Consider the following 15,507-nt stretch of genomic DNA (forward strand, 5'->3'; position numbering starts at 1 on the left):
TTTCTGCTCGTCCACTCGTCCAGCCGACCTGCTCGGCCGCGGCTGTCCCGCCGTACCTCCACACTGCTGCGCCGCAGGTCCGCGGACCATGGAGTCCGTCGGCGTCTTGGCAGGGGGGTTTTCCCTACCCCCGCACGAGTCCCTGGCTACTTCTCGCCCGCCGGCCGGTCCCGCCACGGCAGCTCGGCCGTCACGACCGTCGGCCCGCCCTGCGGCGAGTCGATGACGAACAGGCCGTCCACCGCGTCCAGCCGGTCGGCGAGCCCCCGCATGCCGCTGCCGCCGTCCAGGCGGGCACCGCCGCGGCCGTCGTCCTCGACCTGGATGAGCAGCCGGCTCTCCGCCCGCCACACCTCCACGGACGCGGTCCTCGCCCCGCTGTGCTTGCTGATGTTCTGCAGCAGCTCCGAGACGGTGAAGTAGGCGATGCCCTCGATCGCCGCGGCCGGCCGGGCGCCGATATCGACCGTCACCTTCACGGGAACCGTGCAGCGCGAGGCGACCGACGAGAGCGCCGCGTCGAGCCCCCGGTCCGTCAGTACGGCGGGATGGATGCCGCGGGCCAGATCCCGCAGCTCCTGCAGCGCCAGCTTCACCTCACCGTGCGCCTCGGCCACCATCTCCGCCGCCGTGTCGGGGTCCTCCAGGAGCTTCTCCTTCGCCAGCCCCAGCCCCATCGCCAGATTGACCAGACGGGCCTGCGCACCGTCGTGCAGATCGCGCTCGATGCGCCGCAGATCCGCGTTCGCCGTGTCGACCACGACCCCCCGGTCCGACTCCAGCTCCGCGATCCGCCGCTCCAGCTCGTCGGAGGGCGACAGCAGGCCGCGCACCATCGCCCGGTCGGCGTTGGCCAGCCCCCGCGCGATGAACGGCAGCACCGGCCACAGCACGAACAACGAGGTCAGCGTGACCGTGAAAGTGAGGATGCCCCACGGCAGCCGGATGACGTCGTACAGCACCGTGCGCCAGGCGACCGGATCCTTCAACGCCATCCACAACCGCGGCAGGAAACCGCCCGCCGCCTCGCGCCCGGGCAACGGGCTCGGCTCGTCGATGCGCACCCCGAGCAGCGCCCTGGCCCGCCCCCGCTCCAGCCGCCCCCACAGCCGCGCCCCCATCAGCCCGGCCGCCAGCAACGGGAAACCGATCACCGTCACGGTCAGCCAGAACCCGGTGAACAGCACCGTCACGACGTACACGAACCCGAACAGCGCCAGCGGAAGGTTCGCCAGCAGATGCGCGATCTCCTTCCAGGTGTGCGGGTCGTAGGCGAAACGGGCGGGCGGCAGACGGTCGTCGGCGCCTTCCTGGGCCCGGTCGGGGCGCGAGAATCCTTCGGTCATATGGGCTAGCGTGCCGCGCGGCGGGCAGCCGCGCCATGAGGTCGGCCGCCCCTGTCCGCTGGGGAAAACCCCACCCCCGCGCCCCCGCGCGCGTCACCGGCGGATCTCGGCGGGATCTCGAGGCGTGACGGGCTGCTTACCGTCCCTTTATCAGGGCCTAGACTCCGGTGCGTACAGATCGTCGAACAGCAGCGAGTGACACGAGTGAGGGGACGGACGTGCGGGAACCGACCGTCGTGGTCGCGGCGGACTACTTCCAGTCGTACTCGGTCGTCGGGCTGCTCGCCGTCGTCGGCGTGCTGTTCGTCGCCGTGGCCTTCGGCGCGGGCCGGCTGCTGCGACCGGTGGTCCCCACCCCCGAGAAGCTCCTGACGTACGAGTGCGGAGTCGACCCCGTCGGCGAGGGCTGGGCCCACACCCAGGTCCGCTACTACGTCTACGCCTTCCTCTACGTCATCTTCGCCGTCGACTCGATCTTCCTGTTCCCCTGGGCGACGGTCTTCGCCGCCCCCGGCTACGGCGCGACGACCCTCGTCGAGATGTTCGTCTTCCTCGGCTTCCTGACCGTCGGCCTGCTCTACGCGTACAAGAAGGGCGTTCTGGCATGGACGTGACGCCAGACACCGACACCACCGGCGGGCAGCCGGTCCTGCTGCCGGAGCCGAAGAGGCTGGGCGCCCTGGCCCGCCTCGCTCCCGAGCCGATGAAGGTGGTCCTGAACTGGGGCCGCCGCTACTCCCTCTGGGTCTTCAACTTCGGCCTCGCCTGCTGCGCGATCGAGTTCATCGCCGCCTCCATGGCCCGCCACGACTTCATCCGCCTCGGCGTCATCCCCTTCGCCCCGGGTCCGCGCCAGGCCGACCTGATGGTCGTCTCCGGCACGGTGACGGACAAGATGGCGCCGGCGGTGAAGCGCCTGTACGAGCAGATGCCGGAACCGAAGTACGTCATCTCCTTCGGCGCCTGCTCCAACTGCGGCGGCCCCTACTGGGACTCCTACTCCGTCACCAAGGGCGTCGACCAGATCATCCCGGTCGACGTCTACGTCCCCGGCTGCCCGCCCCGCCCCGAGGCCCTCCTCCAAGGCATCCTCAAACTCCAGGAGAAGATCGCCCGCGAGTCCCTGGGGGAGCGGTACGGCGACGGTGGAGCACGTCCGTCGGCAGCGGCCCTGCAGAGCGGACTGGTCCAGCCGCCGGCGCTCGGGGCGGATGCCGAGGGCGACAGGGCCGGGAATGTCCGCGGCGTCGGCACGACCGAGACCGGGGAGACCGGACAGACCGGCGAGGAGGGCGGGCGATGACCGCGGTCGGCTGGCTCCCGGTCCCCGTCGAGGAACTGTTCGGTACGGAGGCCACGGCCGAGGAGTCCTACGAGGTCCTGACGGTCGACGTGCCCCCGTCCTCCTGGCTCACCGCGCTGGAAACAGCCCGTGACCGCCTCACCTGCACCTACTTCGACTGGCTGAGCGCCGTCGACGAACCGGGCACGGGCTTCCGTGTCGCCGCCCACGTCGTCGCCCTCTCCCCGGTCCGCCGCCTGCTCGTGCGCACAACCGTCCCGCACGAGACCCCGGTCCTGCCCTCCGCCGTCGACGTGTACGCGGGCGCCGCCTGGCACGAGCGCGAGACCCACGAGATGTTCGGCGTCGACTTCGAGGGCCACCCCGCCCTGGACCACCTCCTCCTCCCGGAGACCTTCGAAGGCCACCCCCTGCGCAAGGACTTCGTCCTGGCCGCCCGCGTCGCCAAGGCCTGGCCCGGCGCCAAGGAACCCGGCGAGTCCGACCACGGCGGCCCCAAGCGCCGCCAGATGCTCCCCCCCGGAGTCCCGGACCCCAACGAATGGGGCCCCCTGAAGGGTCAGCTCCCCCCGGCCCCCGCCCGCCCCACGCGTGCCCCGGCGCGCGCGGCAGGCGAACGTCCGGCGCGCGCGGCAGGCGAACGTCCGGCACCTTCGGCTGGGGAACGTCCGGCGCGTGCGGCTGGCGAGCGTCCGGCTCGGCGCATGCGGTCGGCTGCTGAGGGGTCGGCGAGCCAGGCAGGCGGTGCCTCGGAGGCCGGCGCGGTCGCGGAGACCGGTGCGGCTTCTGAGGTGGCCGGCGGCGGCGCGCCCGCGGCACGGCCCCGGCGCTCGCGCTCTGCCGCCCAGGGGTCCGTGAGCCAGACGGCGGCGGACGCGGCCGACACGGGCGGTCGTCCGACGTCCACGGGCGAAGGGGCGGTGTCCACGGGTAAAGGGGCGGTGTCCACGGGTAAAGGGGCGGCGACCACAGGCGAAGGGCCGGCGGCCACGCCTGACGAGGCCCTTGCTGCGGCGGACGCCTCCGAGGCCGCGGCTGACGTCGCCCGCACCGCTGCCGATGCGTCCGACGCCGCGTCCGACGTGCCCCGGACCACGCCGCCGAAGGCCGCGCCCCGGACCACGCCGCCGCCCAAGCCCGCCACCACCCCCCGCAGCCCGGACGCCCCCTGGCATCACGCTCGCCCGGCCTTCGAGGAGCCCGACTCCACGGAATCGCCGAGCGCCGAGCCCACCGCGCAACGCGACGCGGACTCCGCCCCGCAACCGGGCCCGGACTCCGACCCGCCGTCGGAGTCCGCGCCGGATCCCGATGACCGCACCCCCGAGACCCGCAGCCCGGAAGACCCTGAAGGAGGCCGGCAGTGACCGACGTTGTCGACGTCGCCCTGCGACTCCTGATCGTCTTCGTCGTCTTCCTCACCTTCCCCCTGATCGTGGGCCAGACCGAGCACAAGGTCATGGCCCACATGCAGGGCCGCCTCGGTCCGATGTACGCCGGCGGCTTCCACGGCTGGGCCCAACTCGTCGCCGACGGCGTGAAGTTCGCGCAAAAGGAAGACGTCGTGCCCGCGGGCGCGGACCGCCGCATTTTTCAGCTCGCTCCGGCCGTCGCCCTCCTCCCGTACCTCCTGGTCCTCGTCGCCATCCCCATCGGCCCGGACGAGGGCGCCGTCGGCCAGGTCCTGGACGCCGGCATCTTCTTCGTCTTGGCGGTGATGGGCGTCGGCGTGCTCGGTTCGCTCATGGCTGGGTGGGCCTCCGCCAACAAGTTCTCCCTCCTCGGCGGCCTGCGCACCGCCGCCCAGCTCCTCGCCTACGAACTCCCGATGCTGCTGACGGCCGCCTCCGTCGCGATGGCCGCCGGTACCGTCTCCCTGCCCGGCATCCTCGACGCCTTCCAGTGGTGGTGGCTGCCGTGGCAGATCGTCGGCGCGGTCGTCTTCTTCGTCGCCGGCCTCGCCGAACTCCAGCGGCCCCCCTTCGACATGCCCGTCGCCGACTCGGAGATCATCTTCGGCGCCTACACCGAGTACACCGGTCTGCGTTTCGCCCTGTTCCTCCTCGCCGAGTACGCCGGAATCATCGTCCTGTGCGGCCTGACCACCGTCCTCTTCCTGGGCGGATGGCATGGCCCCTGGGGCGCCGACGGCCTCGGCTGGGTGTGGACCCTGCTCAAGACGGCCGTCCTCGCCTTCCTCATGATCTGGCTCCGCGTCACCTACCCCCGGCTGCGCGAGGACCAGCTCCAGAAGCTCTCCTGGGCCCTCCTCGTCCCCCTTTCCCTCGCTCAGATCGCCCTCACCGGCATCGTCAAGGTGGTGATCCAGTAACCATGTCCCCGATCCCCGGCTCAGGCCTGGCCAAGGGCCTGGCCGTCACCCTCCGCACGATGACGAAGAAGTCGGTCACCGAGCAGTACCCGGACACCCAGCCCGACCTCCCGCCCCGCACCCGCGGCGTCATCGGCCTGTTCGAGGAGAACTGCACGGTCTGCATGCTGTGCGCCCGGGAGTGCCCGGACTGGTGCATCTACATCGACTCCCACAAGGAGACGGTCCCGGCGGCCACCCCCGGCGGGCGTGAGCGCAGCCGCAACGTCCTCGACCGCTTCGCCATCGACTTCTCCCTGTGCATGTACTGCGGTATCTGCATTGAGGTCTGTCCTTTCGACGCCCTGTTCTGGTCCCCGGAGTTCGAGTACGCCGAGACCGACATCCGCGAACTCACCCACGAGCGCGACAAGCTCCGCGAATGGATGTGGACGGTGCCGGCCCCGCCCGCCCTCGACCCGGGCGCGGAGGAACCGAAGGAGATCGCCGCCGCCCGCAAGTCCGCCGAGAAGCTCGCGGCGGCGCGGACGGAGCCGACCGAGCCGCAGGGAGGACAGCCGTGACCCACCCGGCCGACATCGCCCACCCGGCCGCTGTGACGCTCGCCGCCGCGCAGCACGGCTTTCTTTCCCCGACCGGCGTCGAGATCGCGTTCGTCCTCGTCGGCCTGGCCACCTTCGGCGCCGCGCTGGTCACCGTCACCACCCGGCAGCTGGTGCACGCCGCCCTGTGGCTGGTGGTCGCCCTCGGCGGCCTCGCCGTCGAGTACCTCCTGCTCACCGCCGAGTTCATCGCCTGGGTGCAGGTCCTCATCTACGTCGGTTCCGTCGTGGTCCTCCTTCTCTTCGGTCTGATGCTCACCAGGGCCCCCATCGGGCGCTCCCCGGACGCCGACTCCGGCAATCGCTGGGCCGCCCTCGCCGTCGCCGTCGCCGCCGCGGCCGCCCTGGTCTGGGTCGTCGTCGACGCCTTCCGAACCACCTGGGTCGATCTGGACGGGCCGGCCGCCGGATCCACCGCCGTCACCGGAGCGAGCCTCTTCCAGAACTGGGTCCTCCCCTTCGAGGCCCTCTCCGTCCTCCTCCTCGCCGCTCTGGTCGGCGCGATCGTCCTGTCCCGGAAGGCGAAGGCCGAGTCGAGCCTTCCCCCTGTGAACTCCCGGGCGGCGACCGGTGGTTCCCCATCTGTCCCGGATTCCCGGAATCACCCGATCGGGGGAACGGCGCGGAACCAGGCGGCGAAGCCGGTCGCGGGGACTCACCCGGCCGACCAGGAAGGCGCCCGCTGATGCATCTCGCCTATCCCGCGGTCCTGGCCGCCCTCCTCTTCTGCACGGGCCTGTACGGAGTCCTCGCCCGCCGCAACGCGATCCTCGTCCTGATGTCGGTCGAGCTGATGCTCAACGCCGTCAACCTGAACCTGGTCGCCTTCGACGTATGGCTCAGCAAGGCCGCCCGGGAGACCCTGCACTCCGGTCAGGCCCTGACCCTGTTCACCATCGCCATCGCCGCCGCCGAGATCGGCATCGGCCTGGCGATCGTCCTCGCCGTCCACCGCAACCGCGGCACCTCCGACATCGACAAGCTCCGCGACACCGCCGAGGGCCACGAGACGGTCGGCCCCGACAGCGACGCCCTCACGGCCGGGCCGGCCGACGGGGCCGGGAAGGCCGAGGCCACCGCGTGACGACCACCACCCTCGCCGTCCTCGTCCCGCTCCTGCCGTTCCTCGGAGCGGTCGCGGGCCTGCTGCTGGGCCGCACGGCCCCCGGCTTCGTGCGTCCCCTCGCCGTCCTGCCGGCCCTCGCCTCCCTGGTGCTGGCGGTGCTGGTCGCCGTGCGCCAGGGCGGCGGGCAGGCCGTGAACGCGCACACCGAACTGACGCCCACCGGCTCGGTCCCCATCGAACTCGCCCTGCACATCGACGGCTTCGCCGCCCTCGTCGCGATCCTGGTCGCCGTCGTCGCGTCCTGCGTGCAGATCTACTCGACGGGCTACCTGCGCGACGACCCGCGCTACCCCTCCTACGCCGCGCTCGTCTCCCTGTTCACCTCCGCGATGCTGCTCGTCGTCTACTCCGGCGACCTGATCGTGCTGCTGGTCGGCTGGGAGGTCATGGGCATCTGCTCCTACTTCCTGGTCGGCCACTACTGGGAGACCCCGGAAGCCCGCGCTGCCTCCATCAAGGCGTTCCTGGTCACCAAGCTCGGCGACGTGCCCTTCCTGATCGGGCTGTTCGCCCTCGCCACGCAGGCCGGCTCCTTCCGCATCACCACCATCCTCGGCACCGTCGCCCACGGGGGCCTCGACCACCCGACAGTGATCGCCCTTCTGCTTCTGGCCGGTGTCGCGGGCAAGTCGGCGCAGTTCCCGCTGCACACCTGGCTCCCCGACGCGATGGCCGGCCCGACGCCCGTCTCCGCCCTGATCCACGCCGCGACGATGGTCGCCGCCGGTGTCTACTTCATCGCCCGCCTCCTGCCGGTGTTCGAGGCATCCCAGGCCGCCATGGTCGTCCTCGCCGTCATGGCCGCCGTCACGATGGTCGGCTCGGGCCTCGCCGCGCTCGCCCAGGACGACATCAAACGCGTCCTCGCGTACTCGACGATCGGCCAACTCGGCTACATGACCGGCGCCCTCGCCGTCGGCGACCGCTCGGCCGCCGTCTTCCACCTCCTCACGCACGGCGCCTTCAAGGCGCTGCTCTTCCTCGCGGCCGGCGTGATCATCCACGCCGCCGGCACCAACTCGCTGGCCGCCATGTCCCGCCTGCACGGGCTGCGCGACCGCGTCCCCGACGCCTTCTGGACGATGACCGTGGCGCTCCTCGCGCTCGCCGCGATCCCGCCCTTCAGCGGCTTCTTCTCCAAGGAGTCCGTCCTGGGCGCCGCCGAACACGTCGCCACCGGTCACACCGAGCGCGCGCCCGGTGTCTCGGGCTGGATCATCCTCGTCGCCGGGCTGCTCGCGGCCCTGCTCACCGCCGCCTACGCGACACGCCTGTGGCTGCTGGCCTTCAACGGCCGCGGCGCCGAAGCCCCCGACCACGGCAGGCAGCCCCTCACCATGACCGTGGTGCTGTGGGTGCTCGCCGTCCCGTCCCTCGCGCTCGGCGCCTTCGCCTACCGGTCACTGCCGGACTGGTTCGACGGCCGCGACCTCACTCCGGCCCTGACCACCTCCGTCGTCGGCACGGGCGTCGCCCTGATCGGCGGCATCGTCACCTACGCGGCCTGGCGCCACACCACCGCCCTCGCGGCCCGCGTCCCGCTCGGCGCGGTCGCGGCCCACCCCGAGGGCGACGCCGGACAGGTCGAGGCCGAGGCCATCGCCAGCCACGCGCCCGCGTACGGGGGAGTGGCCTCCGCGCCCGACCCCGCCGACCCCGGGCGGCTGCTGCTCGGTCCGCTGCACCGGCACGCGGCCGTCGGCTTCCACCTCGACGCCGTGTACGCAGCCCTGTTCGTCCGCCCGGTCCAGGCCGGCGCGAGCCTCGTCCGTTTCCTGGACCGCGAGGTCGTCGAGACCTATGTGCGCGGTGCGGGAGGCCTGCCCGGGCTGCTGGGTGCCGCCGTACGGCGGGCCCAGACGGGCAATGTGCAGACCTATGTGAGCGCGCTGCTCGCCGGCACCGTCGTCCTGGCGGTCGCCGCCCTCCTCGTCGCCACGGGAGCGTGAGCAGGCGTGATCGATATCAGCGAGTCCGTGATGCAGTTCCTTCTTGCGTTCGTCGTCGTCGTACCGCTCCTCGGCGCGGTCGCCGCCCTCCTGCCGGCCCCGCCCGGGCTGAAGGGAAAGTCCCCCGAGCAGGCGGTGCTGCGCCACGGCGTGACCGTCACCGGTGTGGTGCTCATCGCGGCGATCGCCCTCGCGCTCGGCTTCGACCACGCCCACCCGTCGAGGATGCAGGCCACGACCGACATCAGCTGGATCCCCGCACTCGACGTGCGGATCCACCTCGGCATCGACGGCATCTCCCTCCCCCTTCTGGTCCTGACCGCGCTGCTGACGTTCCTCTGCGCGCTCTACTCGTACTTCAAGATGCCCGCGGGCCCGACCCCGAAGGCCTTCGTCGCACTGCTGCTCGTCCTCGAGTCCGGCACCCTCGCGACCTTCGCCGTCCTCGACCTGCTGCTGTTCTTCCTCGCTTTCGAGACGGTGCTCATCCCGATGTACTTCCTCATCGCCCGCTGGGGCGGCGAGGGCCGGACCCGGGCCGCCTGGCGGTTCATCCTCTACACCCTGCTCGGTTCGGTCGTCATGCTGCTCGGCCTGCTCCTGATCGGGATCAAGGCCGGCACCTTCGACATGGTGGCACTCGCCACTGACAACGGCCGGTCTCTGACCACATCCGTGCAGGTCATCGCCGTTCTCGCGATCGGGATCGGGCTCGCGGTCAAGACGCCGATGTGGCCGCTGCACAGCTGGCTGCCCGACGCCCACACCTCCGCCCCGACCGTCGGCTCGGTGCTCCTCGCCGGTGTCCTGCTGAAGATGGGTACGTACGGGTTCGTCCGCATCCTGCTGCCCGTCGCACCCGACGGCTTCCGCACCTTCGCGCCCTACCTCGCCGCCTTCGCGGTCGTCGGCATCATCTACGGGTCCCTCGCCTGCCTCGCCCTCGCCAAGCAGGGCGCCAAGGGCGACCTCAAGCGGCTCATCGCCTACTCCTCCGTCGGCCACATGGGCTTCGTCCTGCTGGGCATCGCCACCATGACCCCGACCGGCGTCAACGGCGCCCTGTTCGCCAACATCGCCCACGGCCTCATCACCGGCCTGCTCTTCTTCCTGGTCGGCGCCCTCAAGGACCGCACGGGAACCACCGACCTGGACGCACTCGCCGAGGAGTCCGGCGCCGCGCTGTACGGCAAGGCCCCGCGCCTCGGCGGTCTGCTCGCCTTCGGCGCCGTCGCCTCCCTGGGCCTGCCGGGCCTGGCCGGTTTCTGGGGCGAAATGCTCGCCCTGTTCGGCGCGTTCAAGCCCGCCGCCGAACTCAGCCGCCCCGCCTTCCTCACCTTCATGTCCATCGCGGCCTTCGGCACCCTCCTCACCGCCGCCTACATGCTCGTCGTCGTCCGGCGCGTGTGCATGGGCGTCGTACCGCAGGAAGCCCCGCAGCTGGCCGACGTCCGCTCGTACGAGTTCGCGGCCTGGACGCCCCTCGTCGCCCTCACCGTCATCGCCGGGCTGTGGCCCAAGGCACTCCTCGGCCTGACCGACCCGGCCGTGCAGCAGCTCCTCGCAGGAGGCACCCGATGAGCTCCGTGGCCCAGCCGCTGGCCGAGAACCTCGTCCAGTCCTTGGACTGGCTCGCCATCGCGCCACCCACCCTCACGGCCGTCGTCGGTCTCGTCGTCCTCGTCGCCGACCTGTTCGTCGGCGAGACCAGGAAGCCGCTCCTGGGCTGGGTCTCGGTCGCCGGCCTCGCCGCCTCCGCGCTCATGCTGCTGCCCCTCCTCGGCGACGACCGCAGCACCTTCTGCGTCAACGGCACGCACGCGTGCAGCTACACCGCGGACGAGTTCACCGTCGTCATCCAGTTCCTGGTCCTCGGCGGCGCGCTCCTCGCGGCCCTGCTGTCGGTGACGACCCTCAAGGACGCCGACCGGCAACTCCCCGAAGGCGAGTACTGGTTCCTGCTGCTGTCCTCCGCCGCCGGTGCCGCCCTCCTGCCCGCCTCCCGCGACCTCGCGACCCTGATCGTCGCCCTGGAGGTCGCCTCCCTGCCCGCCTTCGCGCTCGTCGGCATCCGGCACGGCGACCGGAAGTCCTCCGAGGCGGCGCTGAAGTTCTTCCTGTCGTCGGTCACCGCGACCGCCGTCAGCCTCATGGGCATCAGCTTCGTGTACGCCTCGACCGGCACCCTCTACCTCACCCAGGTCGCCGACCGCATCCAGCACGTCGACGGCCAACTCCACACCCTCGCCCAGACCGGAGTCGTCCTCACCCTCGTCGGGTTCGCCTTCAAGACGGCGGCCGTGCCCTTCCACTTCTGGGTTCCCGACACCTACGTAGGCGCGCCCCTGCCGATCGCCGCCTACCTGTCGGTCGTCGGCAAGGCGGTCGGCTTCACCGGTCTCATCCTCGTCACCGTCGTCGCCTTCCCGTCGTACGCCGACGTCTGGGGGCCCGCCCTCGCCGCCCTGGCCGCGCTCACCATGACCGTCGGCAACGTCGGCGCCCTGCGCCAGCAGGCCACGCGCGCGTACAGCGCGGTACGCCTCCTCGCCTGGTCCTCTGTCGGCCAGGCGGGCTACATCCTCGTACCGATCGCCGCGGCCGCCTACTCCGGCCACCCGCAGCGCTCCGTCGGCTCCACCGTCGCCTACGCCCTCATGTACGCGGCCGTGAATCTCGGCGCCTTCGCCGTCGCCGCACTGGTGGGCCGTACGAAGACCGCCAACCGCCTCACCGACTACCGCGGCCTGTACGCCAGGAACCCGCTCGCCGCCCTGCTCCTGGCCTTCTTCCTACTCTGCCTGGCCGGACTGCCGCCCGGCATCATCGGCCTGTTCGCCAAGGTCACCGTGTTCTCGGCGGCCGTCGACGCGGGACTCGGCTGGCTGGCCGTGATCATGGCAGCCAACGTCGTGATCGCGCTCTTCTACTACCTCCAGTGGACAGCGCTGCTGTTCCGGGCCCCGGAGGGCGAACCCGTCCAGCACCGCCTCCCGGCGCCCCTCACCGCGGCGATCGCCCTCACCGGGGTCCTCGGCATCGCCCTCTCCGGGGCTCCCCAGCTGGTCCTGCGGTTCGCCGACACCGGCCTTTTCTGAGCGCCCACCCCGAGCCGCTCACCCGTACGGCCCAGGCATGCCGCCGTACGCACAAGGGAACTAGTGACCCTCGCCTGGCGTTGACCAGGACAGGAGGGTCCACTGGACGTGACACCACGGCACCAGCGGCACCGAGACAGCAAGCAAGATCCGCAAGCAAAGGGTTCCCCTGCTGCATCACTTGGAGGGCGTACCGTGCACCGCCGGCACAACGGGCTAAGGACCGCAGTACTCCTCGGAGGACTGTCCGCCCTCATCATCGTCATCGGCAGTTTCTTCGGCCGTATGGGGCTCGTCGTCGCGGTTCTCGTCGCCCTGGGGACCAACGCTTACGCGTACTGGAACAGCGACAAACTGGCGCTACGCGCGATGCGCGCGCGTCCGGTGAGCGAGTTCGAGGCCCCCGCCCTCTACCGCATGGTCCGCGAGCTCTCCACCCAGGCCCGCCAGCCCATGCCCCGCCTGTACATCTCGCCGACAGAGGCGCCGAACGCCTTCGCGACGGGCCGCAATCCGCGCAACGCCGCGGTGTGCTGCACGGAAGGCATCCTGCGCCTCCTCGACGAGCGCGAACTGCGTGGCGTCATCGGTCACGAACTCAGTCACGTCTACAACCGCGACATCCTCATCTCGTCGGTCGCCGGCGCCCTCGCCTCGGTGATCATGTTCCTGGTCAACTTCGCCTGGCTCATCCCGATCGGCCGCTCCGACGACGATGACGGCCCCGGCCTCATCGGCATGCTGTTCATCATGATCCTGGGTCCGCTCGCGGCCTCCCTCATCCAACTGGCCATCAGCCGCTCGAGGGAGTACGAGGCCGACGCGTCCGGCGCCCAGCTGACCGGAGACCCGATCGCCCTGGCCGGCGCCCTGCGCAAGCTGGAGACGGGAACCCAGCAGCTGCCGCTGCCGCCCGAGCCGCGCATCGAGACGGCGAGCCACATGATGATCGCGAACCCCTTCCGTCCCGGTCAGGGACTGTCAAAGATGTTCTCGACGCATCCGCCGATGGCGGAGCGCATCGCCCGGCTCGAGAAGATGGCAGGTCGACCCCAGTGAAAACCATCCTGAACGTCATCTGGCTCGTCCTCAGCGGCTTCTGGCTGTTCCTCGGATACCTGGCCGCCGGAGTCCTGCTGTGCATCACGATCATCGGAATCCCGTTCGGCATCGCCGCGTTCCGCATCGGCGTCTACGCCCTGTGGCCCTTCGGGTACACGACGGTCGAGCGCCGCGACGCCGGTGCGCCCTCGTGCGTCGGCAACGTCCTGTGGCTGGTCCTGGCCGGCTGGTGGCTGGCGCTGACGCACATCGTCACCGGCATCGCCATGTGCCTCACGATCATCGGGATCCCGTTCGGTGTCGCCAACTTCAAGCTGATCCCGGTCTCGCTGCTGCCGCTCGGCCGCGAAATCGTGCGGACGGACGAGCCGTTCGCGGCACGCTGACCCGGCCGCGCACACAGTCCCACCGGGTCCGCAGGCAAGCAGTCGGCCTCGCGGCGCATCCGCCGGTCCGGAGTCTGGCATGTCTCCTCCGGCCTCCTCCGGCCCGGAGTTGTCCACAACCCGGCGGTTGTCCACAGGCCCGCGCGGTTGTCAGTGCCGCCTTGCATCATGAACCCATGACCGAGAACGAGCAGTTGCTGGCACGGGTGGCCGCCAAGGCACGCAACACCCGCTCCTACGGCTGGGCTTCCCTTCCCGCGCCCGTCGCCGCGGACACCCTGACCCGGGCCGAGGCCACTCTGGGCTTCTCCCTGCCGCCCCTGCTCGCCGACCTGTACCTGCGGATAGGGGACGGCGGATTCGGCCCCGAGTACGGCCTGCTGCCCCTCCTGGACAGCTCGCCCGCGGGCGAGCCGGCCGCGGTCACGCAGTACCTGGCCAACCGCGAGAGCGGCCGCAAGGACCCGGACTGGCCCTGGCCGGAGGGCGTCCTGCCGATATCCCACTGGGGCTGTGCCATGTACGCCTGCGTGGACTGCCGTTCCCCGGAAGCGGCGGTCCTGCTCTTCGAGCCCAACCCGGGCGACCCCGACCACGCCTGGTTCGTGGACGCGCCCACCCTCGCCGACTGGCTGTGTTCGTGGGTCGAGGGCACCGGCTGGTGGGACGAGATGGCAGAGGACTTCCAGATGGCCCCGTGGCCCGACTTCCGCATACGCACGATGCCGACATAGCTCGGCTGAAGCCCACCGCGCCCTTGCCCACCTCACCCTGGGCGGAGCTCATCCGAGACCGCCGCGGCCCCGCTGCCCGCGCTCTGCACTTGTAGCACTCGCTATTCCGGCCTACGCGCGCTGCCGTCGCCCGTCCACCCACCGCCGCACGCCGTACGCCACCACACCCACCGCCAGCACCCCCGCACCCACGACCACCGAAGTCCCCGGCAGCGAGAACGCCAGCACCACGCACCCGACCAGTCCAAGAGCCGGCAGCAGCCGGGCCGCCGGGGCGGGACTCAGCGTCCAGGCCGAGGCGTTGGCCACGGCGTAGTAGGCGAGTACACCGAAGGAGGAGAAGCCGATCGCGCCCCGCACGTCCACCGTGGCGGCGAGGATGGCGACAACCGTACCCACGGCCAGCTCGGCCCTGTGCGGCACCTGGAAACGCGGATGCACGGCCGACAGCGCGCCGGGCAGATGCCGGTCACGGGCCATGGCCAGCGTCGTCCGCGAGACGCCCAGGATCAGGGCGAGCAGCGAACCCAGCGCGGCCACCGCGGCCCCGACCCGCACGACCGGTACCAGCCACGCCACGCCGGCCGCCCGCACCGCGTCGGCGAGCGGAGCGGCCGCGCTCCCGAGACCGTCGGCCCCCAGCACCGAGAGGACGGCCACCGCCACGCACACGTACACGGCGAGCGCGATGCCCAGCGCCAGTGGGATCGCCCGGGGGATGGTGCGCGCGGGGTCCCGTACCTCTTCGCCCAGGGTCGCGATGCGGGCGTACCCGGCGAAGGCGAAGAAGAGCAGGCCGGCCGCCTGCAGCGCGCCTCCCGCACCCTCGGAGGCCCCGATGTCCAGGCGCCCGGCCTCGGACGCGCCCGACCCCAGACACACGACCACGACGGAAGCGAGGACGGCCAGCACCACCGCCACGATCACCCGGGTCAGCCAGGCGGACTTCTGGATGCCGCCGTAGTTCACGGCGGTCAGCGCCACCACGGCCGCGACTGCCACGGCATGGGCCTGCCCCGGCCAGACGTAGGCGCCCACGGTGAGCGCCATCGCCGCACAGGAGGCCGTTTTGCCGACCACGAACGACCAGCCCGCGAGATAACCCCAGAACGCGCCGAGCCGCTCGCGCCCGTACACGTAGGTGCCGCCCGAAGCCGGATACAGGGCGGCCAGGCGCGCCGACGACGTGGCGTTGCAGTAGGCGACCACGGCGGCGACCGCCAGGCCGAGCAGCAGCCCGGAGCCGGCCGCCCGCGCCGCGGGCCCCAGTGCGGCGAAGATCCCCGCCCCGATCATCGAGCCGAGCCCGATGACCACGGCGTCGCCCACGCCCAGGGTGCGGCGCAGTTCGGAGGCGGAGTCGGACCGTGTCATGGCTCGCACCCTACTGATCGCTGCAACCGGGGAGCACCGCCCAGGCGTCCTCCCCAGCAACGCAGCACGAACAAGCGCGCCGAGACCGAAACGTGCGAGCCGACCGACAGGCGGCACACGCGGTGGACGCGTGGCACACGACGCACAGGCTGTCCGCACCGAAATCTCACCGTTCGGACAGTGGATGCACAGAGC

The 15,507-nt window shown here is 71.4% G+C and carries 15 protein-coding genes; 13 read left to right on the forward strand and 2 right to left on the reverse strand.

The window, feature by feature from the left end; all coding sequences use genetic code 11:
• Positions 1-146: 146 nt before the first annotated feature.
• Positions 147-1,346, reverse strand: a complete 1,200-nt coding sequence (locus LN251_RS16910; protein WP_458245153.1) for a sensor histidine kinase — start codon at positions 1,344-1,346, stop codon at positions 147-149.
• Between the two features lie 218 nt (positions 1,347-1,564).
• Between LN251_RS16910 and LN251_RS16915 the strand changes: the two genes are divergently transcribed.
• The 13 genes from LN251_RS16915 to LN251_RS16975 all read left to right on the forward strand — a co-directional run bounded on the left by LN251_RS16915 (position 1,565) and on the right by LN251_RS16975 (position 13,938).
• Positions 1,565-1,960, forward strand: coding sequence for an NADH-quinone oxidoreductase subunit A (locus LN251_RS16915; protein WP_058923840.1), 396 nt, complete (start codon positions 1,565-1,567; stop codon positions 1,958-1,960).
• Positions 1,951-2,649, forward strand: coding sequence for an NADH-quinone oxidoreductase subunit B (locus LN251_RS16920; protein WP_458245154.1), 699 nt, complete (start codon positions 1,951-1,953; stop codon positions 2,647-2,649). Before LN251_RS16915 ends, LN251_RS16920 begins: the two co-directional genes overlap by 10 nt.
• A complete protein-coding gene (locus LN251_RS16925) occupies positions 2,646-4,016 on the forward strand; it encodes an NADH-quinone oxidoreductase subunit C (protein ID WP_458245155.1) in 1,371 nt (456 codons plus the stop codon). Before LN251_RS16920 ends, LN251_RS16925 begins: the two co-directional genes overlap by 4 nt.
• On the forward strand, positions 4,013-4,981 hold the full coding sequence (locus tag LN251_RS16930; protein ID WP_458245156.1) for a complex I subunit 1/NuoH family protein: 969 nt from the start codon (positions 4,013-4,015) through the stop codon (positions 4,979-4,981). Before LN251_RS16925 ends, LN251_RS16930 begins: the two co-directional genes overlap by 4 nt.
• A gap of 2 nt (positions 4,982-4,983) precedes the next feature.
• Positions 4,984-5,544, forward strand: a complete 561-nt coding sequence (locus LN251_RS16935) for a NuoI/complex I 23 kDa subunit family protein (protein WP_058923837.1) — start codon at positions 4,984-4,986, stop codon at positions 5,542-5,544.
• A gap of 32 nt (positions 5,545-5,576) precedes the next feature.
• Positions 5,577-6,269, forward strand: a complete 693-nt coding sequence (locus LN251_RS16940) for an NADH-quinone oxidoreductase subunit J family protein (protein WP_458246735.1) — start codon at positions 5,577-5,579, stop codon at positions 6,267-6,269.
• Positions 6,269-6,667: an NADH-quinone oxidoreductase subunit NuoK gene (gene nuoK / locus LN251_RS16945; protein WP_272175244.1), complete on the forward strand. Its 399-nt coding sequence runs from the start codon at positions 6,269-6,271 to the stop codon at positions 6,665-6,667. Before LN251_RS16940 ends, nuoK begins: the two co-directional genes overlap by 1 nt.
• Positions 6,664-8,658, forward strand: coding sequence for an NADH-quinone oxidoreductase subunit 5 family protein (locus tag LN251_RS16950; RefSeq protein ID WP_458245157.1), 1,995 nt, complete (start codon positions 6,664-6,666; stop codon positions 8,656-8,658). The genes nuoK and LN251_RS16950 overlap by 4 nt, the downstream gene beginning before the upstream one ends.
• Positions 8,659-8,664: 6 nt before the next feature.
• Entirely contained in the window at positions 8,665-10,239 is a 1,575-nt protein-coding gene (locus tag LN251_RS16955) for an NADH-quinone oxidoreductase subunit M (RefSeq protein ID WP_458245158.1), read from the forward strand.
• Complete coding sequence (locus LN251_RS16960) at positions 10,236-11,756, forward strand: NADH-quinone oxidoreductase subunit N (RefSeq protein ID WP_458245159.1); 1,521 nt, start codon at positions 10,236-10,238, stop codon at positions 11,754-11,756. Before LN251_RS16955 ends, LN251_RS16960 begins: the two co-directional genes overlap by 4 nt.
• A 195-nt stretch (positions 11,757-11,951) precedes the next feature.
• Positions 11,952-12,815, forward strand: a complete 864-nt coding sequence (gene htpX, locus LN251_RS16965; RefSeq protein WP_458245160.1) for a zinc metalloprotease HtpX — start codon at positions 11,952-11,954, stop codon at positions 12,813-12,815.
• The gene (locus LN251_RS16970; protein WP_458245161.1) at positions 12,812-13,204 is read left to right on the forward strand and encodes a YccF domain-containing protein; all 393 of its coding nucleotides are present in this window, start codon (positions 12,812-12,814) and stop codon (positions 13,202-13,204) included. The genes htpX and LN251_RS16970 overlap by 4 nt, the downstream gene beginning before the upstream one ends.
• Positions 13,205-13,380: 176 nt before the next feature.
• On the forward strand, positions 13,381-13,938 hold the full coding sequence (locus LN251_RS16975) for an SMI1/KNR4 family protein (protein ID WP_458245162.1): 558 nt from the start codon (positions 13,381-13,383) through the stop codon (positions 13,936-13,938).
• A gap of 111 nt (positions 13,939-14,049) precedes the next feature.
• Here LN251_RS16975 and LN251_RS16980 read toward each other — a convergent pair whose 3' ends face one another.
• Positions 14,050-15,312, reverse strand: coding sequence for an APC family permease (locus LN251_RS16980; protein WP_458245163.1), 1,263 nt, complete (start codon positions 15,310-15,312; stop codon positions 14,050-14,052).
• Between the last annotated feature and the right edge of the window lie 195 nt (positions 15,313-15,507).

It is taken from the genome of Streptomyces sp. MAI_2237, from assembly GCF_054189285.1.